The 13871-nt window shown below is 65.5% G+C and carries 11 protein-coding genes and 1 tRNA gene; 4 read left to right on the top strand and 8 right to left on the bottom strand.

Features of this window, described 5'->3' with window-relative positions; translation table 11 throughout:
* Nucleotides 1-96: 96 nt before the first annotated feature.
* Both panD and AC07YR_RS20270 read right to left on the bottom strand, forming a co-directional pair.
* On the bottom strand, nucleotides 97-525 hold the full coding sequence (gene panD / locus AC07YR_RS20275) for an aspartate 1-decarboxylase (RefSeq protein ID WP_011693710.1): 429 nt from the start codon (nucleotides 523-525) through the stop codon (nucleotides 97-99).
* A 97-nt stretch (nucleotides 526-622) separates the two neighbouring features.
* Nucleotides 623-1558 (bottom strand): LysR family transcriptional regulator, encoded by a 936-nt coding sequence (locus AC07YR_RS20270; RefSeq protein WP_494735050.1) that lies wholly within the window; start codon nucleotides 1556-1558, stop codon nucleotides 623-625.
* A 141-nt stretch (nucleotides 1559-1699) separates the two neighbouring features.
* On the opposite strand from AC07YR_RS20270, the gene AC07YR_RS20265 reads away from it, so the two are divergent.
* Nucleotides 1700-3163: an amino acid permease gene (locus AC07YR_RS20265; RefSeq protein ID WP_436059030.1), complete on the top strand. Its 1464-nt coding sequence runs from the start codon at nucleotides 1700-1702 to the stop codon at nucleotides 3161-3163.
* 374 nt (nucleotides 3164-3537) lie between these two features.
* Nucleotides 3538-7089 carry a bifunctional proline dehydrogenase/L-glutamate gamma-semialdehyde dehydrogenase gene (locus AC07YR_RS20260; protein ID WP_494735049.1) on the top strand — a complete coding sequence of 1184 codons (3552 nt, stop codon included), beginning with the start codon at nucleotides 3538-3540 and terminating at the stop codon, nucleotides 7087-7089.
* 157 nt (nucleotides 7090-7246) lie between these two features.
* Here AC07YR_RS20260 and AC07YR_RS20255 read toward each other — a convergent pair whose 3' ends face one another.
* Nucleotides 7247-7555: a hypothetical protein gene (locus AC07YR_RS20255; RefSeq protein WP_494735048.1), complete on the bottom strand. Its 309-nt coding sequence runs from the start codon at nucleotides 7553-7555 to the stop codon at nucleotides 7247-7249.
* A 318-nt stretch (nucleotides 7556-7873) separates the two neighbouring features.
* On the bottom strand, nucleotides 7874-8728 hold the full coding sequence (locus AC07YR_RS20250; RefSeq protein ID WP_436059027.1) for a LysR substrate-binding domain-containing protein: 855 nt from the start codon (nucleotides 8726-8728) through the stop codon (nucleotides 7874-7876).
* 136 nt (nucleotides 8729-8864) lie between these two features.
* Here AC07YR_RS20250 and AC07YR_RS20245 point away from each other — a divergent pair, with 136 nt between their 5' ends.
* On the top strand, nucleotides 8865-10355 hold the full coding sequence (locus AC07YR_RS20245; RefSeq protein ID WP_494735047.1) for an MFS transporter: 1491 nt from the start codon (nucleotides 8865-8867) through the stop codon (nucleotides 10353-10355).
* Here AC07YR_RS20245 and AC07YR_RS20240 read toward each other — a convergent pair.
* From AC07YR_RS20240 to AC07YR_RS20230, 3 genes are all read right to left on the bottom strand, one after another.
* Nucleotides 10288-11448, bottom strand: coding sequence for a N(5)-(carboxyethyl)ornithine synthase (locus tag AC07YR_RS20240; protein ID WP_494735046.1), 1161 nt, complete (start codon nucleotides 11446-11448; stop codon nucleotides 10288-10290). The two genes, AC07YR_RS20245 and AC07YR_RS20240, sit on opposite strands and share 68 nt — an antisense overlap.
* Complete coding sequence (locus AC07YR_RS20235; RefSeq protein WP_436059025.1) at nucleotides 11445-11594, bottom strand: hypothetical protein; 150 nt, start codon at nucleotides 11592-11594, stop codon at nucleotides 11445-11447. The genes AC07YR_RS20240 and AC07YR_RS20235 overlap by 4 nt, the downstream gene beginning before the upstream one ends.
* Nucleotides 11595-11715: 121 nt before the next feature.
* Nucleotides 11716-11789: transfer RNA gene (locus tag AC07YR_RS20230), tRNA-Gly, on the bottom strand.
* Between the two features lie 268 nt (nucleotides 11790-12057).
* Between AC07YR_RS20230 and AC07YR_RS20225 the strand changes: the two genes are divergently transcribed.
* Nucleotides 12058-12504 carry an SRPBCC family protein gene (locus AC07YR_RS20225; RefSeq protein ID WP_436059024.1) on the top strand — a complete coding sequence of 149 codons (447 nt, stop codon included), beginning with the start codon at nucleotides 12058-12060 and terminating at the stop codon, nucleotides 12502-12504.
* Between the two features lie 20 nt (nucleotides 12505-12524).
* On the opposite strand, the gene AC07YR_RS20220 is transcribed toward AC07YR_RS20225, so the two are convergent.
* Nucleotides 12525-13871: CAP domain-containing protein (locus AC07YR_RS20220; protein WP_494735045.1), on the bottom strand; the 1347-nt coding region annotated here is incomplete at its 5' end.

The following is a 13871-nucleotide window of genomic DNA, read 5'->3' as shown; positions in this document are numbered from 1 at the left end:
GGCGTTCACCTTCCCAGCCTAATCAGATTTATTCAGCCAGAAGCCGCACTGTGGGGAGGATCTCGATATCCGGACGGGCGTGGTCCGGGCATGCATTCAGTTCAGGGCGGAGTTGTTCAGCGCGAACGGCGGCCGCATCAGGCCGCGGGTGTGCCCCTCCGCGGGGTCGTTGCCGATCTGGACAATCTTGTTGTCCTTATCCACGTGGACCACCTTGGGGGTGTACGCCTTGGCTTCTTCGGTGGTCATCTCCGCATACGTAATGAGAATGACGATGTCATTTTCGTGCATCAGGTGCGCAGCCGCGCCGTTGATGCCGATAACGCCGGAACCGCGCTCGCCGGCGATGGTGTACGTCTCCAGCCGGGCACCGTTGGTGACATCAACGATCGCCACGAGCTCGCCCGGGAGGATGTCCGCTGCCTCCAGCAGGTCCAGGTCAACGGTGACCGACCCCACGTAGTGAAGGTCGGCATGCGTGACAGTGGCCCGGTGGATTTTGGACTTAAACATTGTGCGATTCATAACGTGCCCAGTCTAACGCCCGGCGCACTTCCGCGCTGTGACGTAGGGAACTTCCCGCCGGACCTGCAAGGCGGGGGAGTGACTGGGTTGCCGAGGGTCACACGGATTTGGCCTCCGGCGGGACCGGGCCGGCGGGGGCAATCGAATCGGCTGTGACGGCCAGTACCTCGCGGGCGGCCAGGATGGCGGGCCGCTTGGCGCTGGACCGCCGCACGGACGTGAACACGGTCCGGTGCGGGTTCCCGGGCAGCAGCAGCAACTGCGCCGATGTTTCCCGTCCGGTCCAGACAAGGTCGGGCATCAGGCCGACGGCGTTGCCGGATTCGATCAGCCGGATCTGCGCCTGCAGGTCGGCCGTTTCATACCGGACGTCGGGCTCGAAGCCGGCGCTGCGGCAGGCCTGCTCGGCCCAGTGCCGGGATGCCGCGCCCCGTGGTTCCATCACCCAGGCGAGATCGGCTGTGTCTTCCAGAGAGCGGATGGGCGGCAGGTCCTTCTCGGGTCCGGGGACGGCGAGCCGGATGGCGTCGCCGGTCAGGCGGACCCGGTCCAGCTCCGCATAGCGGGGCGCGGCGTGGCCGGGATACTGCTCGGCGATCACCAGGTCGAAGTCGCGGGCCCAGGTTTCATGCAGGGCCGTCTCCGGCTCCCGCTGCACCATCTCAATCCTGACTTCCGGGTAGGTGGCCGCCATCCGGGTGAGGGTGCCCGGCATCAGGGCGAGGGCGGCGGACTGGAAGACGGCGATCCGCACAGTGCCCGAAACGGTGGTGAGGCTTGCCGCCAGATCAGCCTCGGCCTGCTCCAGCGTTTCGAGTAGGTGGGCCGTGTGCGCCACCAGGACTTCGGCTTGCGGGGTCAGCTGGACCCGGCGTCCGGTTTTGCGCAGCAGCTGAACGCCGGCCTCCTTCTCCAGCAGCGCCAGTTGCTGGGAGACCGACGACGGACTGTACTGGAGTGCCTCCGCCACCTCGGCGAGCGTTCCCCGGATTTTGAGTTCACGGAGCAGCCTCAACCGCCGGACGTCGAGCATGACTGTTCCTTCGCTAAATCTAATGAATATTAATTAGGAGAATTCACTTTATCTAATGCAATGGGGCTTGCATACTAATCAGACTGAGTTAGTCCCATCACAGGGCGGATTGATGGGTCCATATCTATGCAGGAGTCCCTGATGAGCACAAAAGATTTAACCCAATCGATCATGCGGCGCAAGCCGATTGACGACATTGAGGAAGAAAACAAACACAGCGGGTTGATGAAAAGCCTGGGTCTTTGGCAACTGACGGCCATCGGCGTTGGCGGCATTATCGGCGTCGGCATCTTTTCCCTGGCCGGCCTCGTGGCCCACGGCAGCGAAACCGAACCCGGCGTGGGCCCGGCGGTGCTGTTTTCCTTCCTGATTGCGGGCCTCGCGTCTGCGGCCGCCGCGTTGTCGTACGCGGAATTTGCCGGCATGATTCCGCGTGCGGGCTCGGCCTACACCTACGGCTATGTGGCCCTCGGCGAAGTAATCGGCTGGTTCATCGGCTGGGACCTGCTCCTTGAATACATTGCGATTGTGGCCGTTGTGGCCATTGGTATTTCCGGATACTTTGACGCTTTCCTCTCCGGCATCGGCGTCCACATGCCCGTCTGGATGACGTCCACCCCGGATGAGGGCAAGGGCGGCATCGTCAACATTCCGGCCATCGTCGTCTGCCTCATCGTGACGTGGATCCTGTCCCGCGGCACACGGGCGTTCGGCCGGTTCGAGCTGGTGGCGGTGGCCATCAAGGTTGTCCTGATCCTGTTCATCATCGGCCTGGGCATCTTCTACATCGACACCAACAACTACAACCCGTTTATGCCCAGCGGCTTCGGCCCTGTACTGGCAGGTTCGGCCACGGTGTTCTTCGCCGTGTTCGGCTACGACGCCATGAGTACCGCGGCCGAGGAGGCCACCGACGGCAAGAAGCACATGCCGAAGGCGATCATCCTCTCGCTCATCATCGCCATGCTGCTCTACGTGGCCGCCACCCTGGTTCTTACCGGCATGCAGAACTTCAAGGACATCGACCCGAAGGCCGGCTTCGCCTCGGCATTCACCGGCGTCGGCCTGCCTGTCATTGCCACCATCATCTCCGTGTTCGCGGTGTTGTCGATCCTCACCGTGATGCTGACCTTCCTCCTGGGCGTCACCCGCGTCTGGTTCTCCATGAGCCGCGACGGCCTGCTCCCGGGCTGGTTCTCCAAGACGGACCGGCACGGCACCCCGCAGCGCGTGACCTGGATCGCGGGCGTCGCTTCCGCCCTGCTGGCCGGGGTCTTCCCGATCAAGGCCGTCGCCGACCTGACGAATATCGGCATCCTCGCCGCGTTCGTGGTGGTCTGTTTCTCGGTCATTGTTTTCCGCTACAAGAAGCCGGACGCTCCGCGCGCCTTCCGGCTGCCCTTCATGCCGCTGGTTCCCGCGTTCGGCGTGGTGGCCTCGGCGTTCCTGATGTTCCAGTTGCACTGGGAGACCTGGGCACGCTTCGGCATCTGGCTCGTCATCGGCCTGGCGATCTACTTCGGCTACGGCCGCAAGCACTCGCTGATGAATCCGGACAGCCCCAGGCACGAAGAGGCCGTCGAAATGCACCGCCCGCTGGCGTAGCCACCCGACGCTCTCTCACTTCTTGGCACAAACAACCGGACGCTCTCTCAGATCCGGTGACATTTTGACGGACCCTCTCTCACCCCGGTGGGAGGGGGTCCGTCGTTTCCCCGGGAAGTGCGAGAGGGATGGCCGGAAAGGCCCGGGAAGTGCGAGAGGGATGGCCGGAAAGGCCCGGGAAGTGCGAGAGGGATGGCCGGAGAGGCCCGGGAAGTGAGAGAGGGTCCGGGGGCGGTTTACGAACGTTCGGGCGGGATTTAAAACCGTTGGTTTTTCTAACCTGTATTGCTCAGAAAACGTCGCTTTATCTTAAGTGAGTGGAGACTCATACTGATGGAAAGACTCCTCACCAACGGAAAGAACGAGTGTTTGCCATGACCAACATTTCGACGGAGCCCGGCGTCCTCGTCGGCAAGACGGCCACCGGAGCAGCCCCTGCACGCGGTTCGCACGTACCCGAAGCGCAGGCCCTTGCCGGGGAAGCGATCGCGCTGGTGCGCCACTGGTTGACGGAGGCGGCCAAGGTCCCCGTGGATGCTTCCGCTGAACAGCTCGCCGGCGTCCTGAAGGACCCCAACGGGCTCGACTTCACCGTCGGCTTTGTGGACGGCGTGGTCCGCCCCGAAGACCTTCACGTGGCCGCCCGCAACCTGGCAGCCCTTGCCCCCAAGGTCCCGGCCTTCCTGCCCTGGTACATGCGCAGCGCCGTCCAGCTCGGCGGCACCATGGCCCCGGTCATGCCGCAGGTGGTCATCCCGATCGCCCGCCGCGTGCTCCGCGAAATGGTGGGCCACCTGATCGTGGACGCCACGGACGCCAAGCTGGGCCCGGCCATCGCCAAGATCCGCAAGGACGGCATCAAGCTCAACGTCAACCTTCTCGGCGAAGCCGTTCTGGGCGAGCATGAGGCCTCCCGCCGGCTTGAGGGCACCCACACCCTGCTGGCCCGCCCGGACGTCGACTACGTCTCCATCAAGGTCTCCTCCACCGTCGCCCCGCACTCCGCCTGGGCCTTCGACGAGGCCGTCGAGCACGTCGTCGAAAAGCTCACGCCGCTCTTCACCCGCGCCGCCTCGTTCGCCGCCGGAGGGCAGAAGGCCAAGTTCATCAACCTGGACATGGAGGAATACAAGGACCTGGATATGACCATCGCGGTCTTCACCAGGATCCTGGACAAGCCGGAGTTCAAGAACCTCGAGGCCGGCATTGTGCTCCAGGCCTACCTGCCGGACGCCCTCGCGGCCATGATCCGCCTGCAGGACTGGGCTGCTGAACGCCGCGCCAACGGCGGCGCCGCCATCAAGGTCCGCGTGGTCAAGGGCGCCAACCTGCCCATGGAACAGGTCGAATCCTCGCTGCACGACTGGCCGCTCGCCACCTGGAACACCAAGCAGGACTCGGACACCAACTACAAGCGCGTCATCAACTACTCGCTACACCCGGACCGGATCAAGAACATCCGGATCGGCGTCGCCGGCCACAACCTCTTCGACATCGCCTTCGCCTGGCTCCTGGCCAAGCAGCGCGGCATCGCGGATACCGCACAGCAGAGCATCGAATTCGAGATGCTGCTCGGCATGGCCCAGGGCCAGGCCGAAGCGGTCAAGAAGGACGTCGGTTCCCTCCTGCTCTACACCCCCGTGGTGCACCCGGCCGAGTTCGACGTCGCCATCGCGTACCTGATCCGCCGCCTCGAAGAAGGTGCCAGCCAGGACAACTTCATGTCCGCCGTCTTCGAACTCAGCGAAAACGAAGCGCTCTTTGAGCGTGAGAAGCAGCGCTTCCTCGCCTCGCTGGCAGAGCTCGACGACGAAGTCCCCGGCCCCAACCGCGGGCAGAACCGCAGCCTCCCGGCCGATCCGATGCCGCGCGACTCCTTCGAGAACACCCCGGACACGGACCCCTCCCTGCCCGCCAACCGTGACTGGGGCCGCGCCATCCTGGAACGCGTTCCCTACTCCACCCTGGGCAACGCATCCGTGGAAGCCGCCACCATCACGGACGCCGAAACGCTCAACACGGTGATCGCCACCGCCGTCGAAAAGGGCAAGGCCTGGGGCGCCCTCAGCGGCGCCGAGCGCGCCGAAGTGCTACACCGCGCCGGCGACATCCTGGAGGCCCGCCGCGCGGACCTGCTCGAGGTCATGGCCAGCGAAACAGGCAAGACCATCGACCAGGGTGATCCCGAAGTCAGCGAAGCCGTTGACTTCGCCCACTACTACGCCGAGTCAGCCCGCAAGCTCGACGACGTCGACGGTGCCACCTTTGTGCCCGCGAAGCTCACCGTGGTGACCCCGCCGTGGAACTTCCCGGTGGCCATTCCGGCCGGTTCCACCCTCGCGGCACTCGCCGCCGGCTCCGCCGTCGTAATCAAGCCTGCCAAGCAGGCCCGCCGCAGCGGTGCCGTGATGATCGAAGCGCTCTGGGAGGCCGGCGTGCCCCGCGACGTCCTCACCATGGTCCAGCTGGGCGAGCGTGAGCTCGGCCAGCAGCTGATCTCGCACCCGGCCGTGGACCGCGTGATCCTGACCGGCGGCTACGAAACCGCCGAGCTGTTCCGTTCATTCCGCAAGGATCTGCCGCTCCTGGCCGAAACCAGCGGCAAGAACGCCATCATCGTCACGCCCAGCGCGGACCTTGACCTCGCCGCCAAAGATGTTGCGTACTCAGCATTCGGGCACGCCGGGCAGAAGTGCTCCGCCGCCTCGCTGGTGATACTGGTGGGCTCCGTGGCCACCTCGAAGCGGTTCCACAACCAGCTGATCGACGCTGTCACGTCCCTCAAGGTGGGCTACCCCGAGGACCCCACCAGCCAGATGGGCCCGATCATCGAACCCGCCAACGGCAAGCTCCTGAACGCGCTCACCACCCTGGGCGAAGGCGAAAACTGGGCCGTCGAACCGCGCAAGCTCGACGACACCGGCCGGCTCTGGAGCCCGGGCGTCCGTTACGGCGTGCGCCGCGGATCCTACTTCCACCTCACCGAGTTCTTCGGCCCGGTGCTCGGCGTCATGACGGCGGAAACCCTGGAAGACGCCATCGCCATCCAGAACCAGGTGGAGTACGGCCTCACCGCCGGGCTGCACTCGCTGAGTACCGAGGAAGTGGGGCTCTGGCTGGACACCATCCAGGCCGGCAACCTCTACGTGAACCGCGGCATCACCGGCGCGATCGTGCAGCGCCAGCCGTTCGGCGGCTGGAAGAAGTCCGCCGTCGGCGCCGGCACCAAAGCAGGCGGACCCAACTACCTCGCCGGACTCGGCGACTGGGTCAACAAGGCCAGCACAGCAGGCGGCTCTGAAAAGAACCCCAAGGCGGCCGTGACCAACCCCGGCGTTCGCCGCCTGGCTGGTGCCGCGAAGGGCACACTGGACGCTCCCGTCTTCGAATCCCTGGAGCGGGCACTTGCCTCCGATGCCCTCGCTTGGGCCGACGAGTTCGGCACGGCCAAGGATGTTTCCGGGCTGAGCGCGGAGCGGAACATCTTCCGCTACCGTTCCCTGCCGGTCACGGTGCGCCTCTCCGAGGGCGAACCGGTCGCAGACCTCGTCAGGACAGTAGCCGCCGGCGTGCTGGCCGGTTCGGCACTGACGGTGTCCACCGCCGTCGAACTTCCCGCCCCGCTGCAGGCAGCGCTCGCCGCGCTGCGCATCAGCACCACGGTGGAGGACGACGCCGCCTGGCTGGCCTCCGCTGCGAGGCTCGCTGACGCCGGGAAGCTTTCTGGCGGACGGATCCGGCTCCTCGGCGGCGACGCGGCTGCGCTGGCCGAAGCCACCGGCGGACGCCCGGACCTGGCCGTCTACTCCCACCCGGTCACCGAGGCCGGCCGCGTGGAGCTGCTGCCGTTCCTGCACGAGCAGGCCGTCAGCATCACCGCGCACCGATTCGGGACGCCCAACCACCTCTCGGACAGCCTGATCTAACGGGCTCCGGGTAGCCCCCCGCCCTGGGCGGGGGCCTACCCGGACGAGCTCCAGGGAAAAGTAATCGCCGCCGCCTGGCACCCTCGGGTGCCTGGCGGCGGCGGTTTTTTACCTGGCGCGATTTCTGGTTTGCCTGGCGGAACGTTCGGGATCCTGGCTAGCCCAAATACCAGCCGGGCGGCACCCAAGAGGCTGGGACCGAGTGTGCCGAAAAATCTTCGCATCCGGTGCAGAAGTAGGTGACTTCTCCCGGCTTCCGGAGAGTGCCGTCGTGCCGGAACTTTGCCGGGACAAACGTCTCCAGGTAGATGAACTCATCCGTTCCGCACCGCTCGCAGTAGGGACTGCCTACGAACTCAGTGTCCACCAAGGTGGTGGCGGCGTGCGGTTCGCGCTGAGTGACCATCTCAGCGTGCGCGCTTGCTTCATGATGCACCGGCGTGTTGCGGTGCGTTCCGACGGTCATCGGGCGTAGCGTGTTGAGGGAGTGAGCTGGATTTGAGACTTTAAGATGCGGGTGGTTCGTGGTTGGCGTCATCGCGTGCCTATCCCGAACGTTGTCCGTCAGGCGCCCCCAAGGCAGCGGCGGCGGACACGGTTCGTCATCGAATCGTTGTCATCGGCTTCTGCTTAACCTTTAACAGAATTCAAGCATAATTTACGCACGTAATATCTTCAATCACTTACGTGTAATAACTACCCGTGCGGGGACGAATACCTACTCGTTTAACCAATTACCGGGCATTTACCCTTTACCGGCCACTTGCCCTGCTGGCTCAAACCCCTAGGCGGAGCGCTTGATGGTGCGCCCCACAATCGCCTGTGTGAGCGCCTCGATCACTTCGGAGTTGGCCAGCGGGTTGCGGATGAGGGTGAAATCCACATCGCCCACAGGCGGCAGGTCGAAGCGGCGGGTGATGATCTTCAGGTCCTCCGGAACCAGCGAGGACGGCATTACGGCGACGCCGATTCCCGCCCGGACGGCGGCCAGGACTCCGCTGATCTGCCGTGTGGTGCAGGTGATGCGCCACGTCCGCCCCCGGGACTCGAGGGCGTCGATGGCAAGCTTCCTGCTGAGGCTGGGCGAAGGGTAGGCGATCAGCGGAACCGGATCGCCGGGTTCCAGCGCTGTCTGCTCCAGGCCCACCCACGCGAAGGCGTCGTGCTGGACCACCGTGCCGTCCTTGGCCCCGGCGACCCACTTCACGAACACCAGGTCCAGCTGGCCCGCATTCAGTTTCTTGTACAGCTGGTCGCTCTGGCCCACTGTGAGTTCCAGGTTGATCTGCGGGTAGATCTGACGGAACTCCCGGAGGATGCGGGGAAGTCCGGTGATCGCGAGATCGTCCGCGGTCCCGAAGCGCAGCCGGCCGCGCATGGCGGACCCGGAAAAGTAGCGTGAAGCTGCATCGTGGGCCGCGAGGATGGTCCGCGCGAAGCCGGCCATTGCATCGCCGTTGTCAGTCAGCCGCACGTCCCGGGTATCCCGGGCAATCAGGACCCGCTTCGCCGCTGCTTCCAGTTTGCGCACATGCTGGCTGACTGTGGGCTGGGCCAGGCCCAGGCGCTCCGCCGCCTTGGTGAAGCTGAGCGTTTCGGCCACCGCCAGAAAAGAACGGAGCTGGGCGGGTTCGAACACGGCACTCCCGGTTGCTGGTCTGGTCGCACTATTGCGGTTCGCAATGTTAGTTATAGGAACAATACGCTTCCATAATCACTTGGGGCCACCATAGCGTGGAGGTATCCCGCTCACCCGCACCCTTTGAGGATTCCCTGTGGCACCCCCTCCGCCGTCCACGGCAACCGTCAGCCAGCCCGTTATCGATTCCGCCGCCTCCGCCGATTCCCCGCCCGCGCAGCCGCACACCGCCACCCAGCCGATCGCCGTCGTGAGTGAACGGCTGCCCTGGCGCCACACCTTCATTTCCCTCCGCGTCCCCAACTTCCGCATTTTCGCGATCGGACACTTCGTCGCGGTGATCGCCCTCTGGATGCAGCGGATCGCGCAGGACTGGCTCGTACTGCAGCTGTCCGGGTCCGTCACCGCCGTCGGCATCACCGTGGCGCTGCAATTCATGCCGTCGCTGGTACTGGGCCCGTGGGGCGGGATGATGGCGGACAGGTTCGCGAAACGGAAGATCCTCATCCTCTGCCAGTCCGTCGCCGCGGTGCTGGCTGCGGCGCTGGCCGTCCTGGCCCTGAGCCAGCGCATCGAAGTGTGGCACGTCTACGCCATCGCGCTGCTGCTGGGGCTGGTTACGGTCCTGGACCAGCCTGCCCGGCAGGTGTTTGTCAACGAGCTCGTGGGTCCCACGTACCTGCGCAATGCCATCAGCGTGAACTCCACAACGTTCCAGCTGGGCGGCCTGATCGGACCCGCCCTGGCCGGTCTCCTGCTCACGGCGGTCGGCGCCGGGTGGGCCTTCGCCGCGAACGCCGTGGCCTGCTGTTCCACCGTGGCCATGCTGCTGCTTTTGCGCAAGGACCAGCTGTTCATCAACGCACCCGCACCAAAGCGCAAGGGAATGCTCCGGGAGGGGCTGAAGTACGCGCTGAGCAAGCCCACCATCTACTGGCCCTGGCTGATGGCCGGTTTTGTCGCGGTTTTCGCCATGAGCCTGCCGGTGCTGCTGGCCGCTTTCGCGGACCACGTGTACGACGTCGGCGCCGGAGGCTACGGCCTGCTGAACGCGCTGGTGGCGCTCGGTGCGCTCGCCGGGGCAATCGCCTCCACCCGCCGCCGGCAGCTGCGGCTGCGGTCGGTGGTCCTGGGCGCCGGAATGTACGGACTGATGCTCTGCCTGGCGGCCCTGGCGCCGTCCATGGTGTGGTTCGGTGCCGCCATGGTGCTGTCCGGCTTCTGGTGCCTGATGTTCCTGACCGCCTCGAACCAGCTGGTCCAGATCAGCTCGAACATGGGGATCCGCGGACGCGTCATGAGCCTGTACATTATGGTGCTGATCGGCGGCCAGGCCATCGGCGGTCCCATGATCGGCTGGATTGCCGAGCACGTGGATCCGCACACCGCCATCCTGGTCTCCGGCGGGGTGCCGGCCCTGGCGGCGGTGACTGTCGCCGTCGTGCTTGCCCGGCGCGGTGAGCTGACCCTCAAGGTCGACCTCAAGGACCGGCGGCGCCTGCTCCGGATCGTGCGGCGTACGGCGGAGCAGCCGGCACAGCGGCCGGCCGCTCCGGCGGCTACGCGTCCAGAGGGGCGTGCGGGTACTCCGCCTGGCGCTGCTGGAACTGCAGCACGTCCTTGTTGAGGACCTCGCCGCCGCGGATTTCAATCGCGCGGGCGATCGTCTCATTTTCGGCCCAGGCCTCGGGACCGGATATGACGCTCTCCAGGAAGGGGAGCAGCGCTTCGCTGATCTCCCAGCTTGAGGAGTTCCACAGATAGGACGGGCTGTGATCCACCGCGTAGTAGTCAATGTGGTCGCCCACGGTGAGCATGGGCTCGGCGAACGTGGTGGTCTTCGCCCAGCTGAAGCCCATTCCCTCGTCGCAGGACACGTCCACGATCAGGCTGCCGGGACGGAAGGCCGCGAGGTCCTCTTCGCGCAGGTACGTCAGCGGGGCATTGGGATCCTGCAGGGTGCAGTTGACCACAATGTCGCTCTCGGCCAGGAACGGCGCCAGCGGCACCCTGCCGCGTTCGGTGATGACCTGGCTGAGGAACGGCGCCTTGTCGTCATGGTCGAACTGCGCGATCCGCACCGAATGGATGGGAGAGCCGACGGCGGCCACACCCCGGTTGGTCAGCACCTGGACGTCATGGATGCCGTGGGCGTTAAGCGCCGTGACGGCGCCGCGGGCCGTGGCACCGAAACCGATAACGACGGCGGTGAGCCGCCGGCCGTAGTCGCCCGTTGAGCCGGTGAGGGCAAGGGCATGAATGACCGAGCAGTAGCCGGCCAGTTCGTTGTTCTTGTGGAACACATGGAGGCCGAAGCCGCCGTCGCTGGCCCAGTGGTTCATGGCCTCGAAAGCGATCAGGGTGAGCTTCTGGTCGATGGCCAGTTGGGTAATGGCGCGGTCCTGGACACAGTGCGGCCAGCCCCAGAGGATCTGGCCGTCGCGGAGTTCGGCGAGATCCTCCGGCTGCGGCTTGGGCAGCAGGATGACGTCGGCGTCGGCAATGATCTCGTCTCGGGAGGCAATCCGCCCCACGAGGGAGGACAGGTGCTGGTCTGAGACGCCGAACCGTTCACCGTAGCCCTGCTCGAGAATGATCTGCTGCCGCAGTTCCGGCGCGATCCGGTCCAGGTGAAGGGGATGGAGCGGGAGCCGGCGTTCGTCAGGCTTCCGCGTGCTGGCCAGGACTCCGAGGGTGAGGTGGTTCACGGAACCGGTCACTTCTTTTTGGGGCTCGCTGCCTTGGCGGAGGTTGCCTTGTCGAGGGAGCTGGGCGGCGCCGCCGCGGCCCTCTTGTCAGCTCGCTTTTCCTTGATGGATTTGCCGGATTTTGCGGATGCTGCTTGACGCGGGGACTTGTCAGCCATGATTGCTCCTGTAGCGGAACCGAAGGGGTTCCTGACTTCTGACGATACAGGTAGCCGCCTAATGCCCCGGCGGAAGAAGGCCGGTGGAAGAAGCCCGGCGGAAGAAGGCCGGTGGAGGGATTGGAGCGGCTGACGGGAATCGAACCCGCGTATCAAGCTTGGGAAGCTAGCGCTCTACCATTGAGCTACAGCCGCATGGGGGACTAGCCAAATATCTCGGCCACGTCCCGGTTGCGTCAACCGGATTTACTTTACCCCAGCGGTGAGCCGTCCCCGAACAGGGACACGTCCCGTGCCGGCAGCACCCTTTCGATAACACTTGGGTCCTTTCGATAACTGTTCGGTTAAGGCACGGCCGCAGCCGCTCCGGGCGCACTCCGGGCTGAATATCCTGTTGGTGTTAGCTGCAGTATCAGGGGAACGGGCTACGCAAAGAAAGCTGTCCGACAATCAAGGGATCCCCGTGGCATTTGCAGAGTACGAGGTCGTCGTGGAACGCGATGCCATGACCGTGTACCGGTTCCTGCAGGACGGCCTCAACCTTCCCTCCTGGCGGGAAGGGGTCCGGAATGTTGAGCTGCGTTCGGGGGCTGTGGGTGCCAAGGGCGCTGTGTACCAGCAGACACTGACAGGACCGGCGGGCCGCCCCATTGCCGCAGACTTCCAGATCACCCAGCTCCGTCCGGGCGCCGAGATCCAGTTCCAGGTGGTTGCCGGTCCCGCCCGCCCGCACGGCGGCTATTACCTGAGCACCGAGGGAACATGCACCCGGGTCCGGTTCGCACTGGAGGTCCGGCCCAAGGGGCTGGCCGGGCTGATGGACTTCATGATTCAACGGACCATGAAGGCAGAGGTGGCCCAGCTGGAACGGCTTAAGGAAGTCCTGGAAGCCCGGCCGGTGGAGCCTTAACTGACACGTACGCCGGGCGGCTACTGCGCCAGCCGCTGTCCCGCCCATGCGCCCGGGATGGACGACGGCGATGCCAGGGCTCCGGTGCTGAGGTCCCAGTACTGCACCACGTCGCCGGCCCGTCGAAGGGCCAGCCCCGTCGAGTTCAGCCCCGTGACATCCCGCAGCGGACGGATGGCTGCGACGTCCGACCATCCGCTGGCCACGGTTGCGCGGGTTTCGGCGCGCGGTGCCGGCGCGCCCGAGCCGCGGTAGAGGCGGACGTTTCCGTCCGTCTGGCGGGCCAGCAGGTCCTGGAAACCGTCGGCGTCGTAATCCGCCATGGCCAGCCGGTTGGCTGACACGCCGGACGCCATCAGCGTCCGCTCCACGAGATCTGCCTTCCCGCGGTTGGGGTACAGCCAGAGATTCCCGGAGCCGTCCAGTGCCACCAGCTGGGGGAGCCGGTTGTTGGCGCACCAGCCTCCCACGGCCAGGGTCATTCCGGCCCATCCCGACTGGCCCAGGGTCACGGCGGGGAGGAATCCGCCCGCCGCTGCCCCTGAATGCAAGGTGAGGCGTCCGTCGGTCCATTGCACCAGGAGGTCGAAGACGCCGTCCCGCTCCCAGTCCGTGACAAAGACTTCCTTGGCGGCGCCATATCCGGTTCCGATGACCTGCTGTGCGCCGAACTGCCGGTTCCCGAGTGACGGGCGGTTTAGGAGGTCGCCGGACGAGTTCACGGACACCAGATCGCCGGGACTCTTGATGGCGGCTGCCGTCAGGTCCGCCGTCGGTGGCATGTGCCGCACCAGCGGATCGCACACACTGGCGGGCTGCACGGGCATTTCACTGCTGCCTCCCGGGCTGCTGGTGGTTCCCGCCGGCAGCGTGCCATAGCCGAAAAAGTCCACAACGCTCCACATGGTGTAACGGTTCGGAGTGGTCTGCCAGTTGCCGTCCGTGAACGTGATGCCGATGCCCATCACGGTGAACCGCGGGTCCTTGAGGATCGCGTTGTGTGCGGGTGAGCCCTTCCACCATTCCACCAGTTGCGCGGCATCACGGTCCCAGCGGACCGCGATGACCTCCCCGGCGCCGTTGGTGGGGCTGAGTGCGCGCGGATCCGTCCAGAAGCTTGAGCGGTGCTCGATCACTTCCCGGGACGCGATGCTGTCGGACCACTCCTGCGCCATCGCGGCCACGGTGGCGTGGTACTTCACGGCGGGCAGCCCGAACGATGCCCGGTAGCTGTTAATGGCGTTGAACACAGCGCTAATCTGCGCCGACGCGTCGTCCCTGACGAGTGCCTCGGTCGTGAGGGATTCGGTTTGGAGGACCCCGGTGCCTGCGGCGGGTGCGGATCGGGGGGGCGGTGGGGCCTGGGG

This window comes from Arthrobacter sp. GW460-12-1-14-TSB2 (assembly GCF_059423525.1).
Note: the sequence above shows the minus strand (reverse complement) of the source record. Positions and strands in the feature narration are given on the sequence as shown.

Coding starts and splice junctions, on each gene's coding strand:
- panD (WP_011693710.1), bottom strand. CDS start 525: ATGAATCGCACAATGTTTAAGTCCAAAATCCACCGGGCCACTGTCACG.
- AC07YR_RS20265 (WP_436059030.1), top strand. CDS start 1,700: ATGAGCACAAAAGATTTAACCCAATCGATCATGCGGCGCAAGCCGATT.
- AC07YR_RS20255 (WP_494735048.1), bottom strand. CDS start 7,555: ATGACCGTCGGAACGCACCGCAACACGCCGGTGCATCATGAAGCAAGC.
- AC07YR_RS20260 (WP_494735049.1), top strand. CDS start 3,538: ATGACCAACATTTCGACGGAGCCCGGCGTCCTCGTCGGCAAGACGGCC.
- AC07YR_RS20270 (WP_494735050.1), bottom strand. CDS start 1,558: ATGCTCGACGTCCGGCGGTTGAGGCTGCTCCGTGAACTCAAAATCCGG.
- AC07YR_RS20235 (WP_436059025.1), bottom strand. CDS start 11,594: ATGGCTGACAAGTCCCCGCGTCAAGCAGCATCCGCAAAATCCGGCAAA.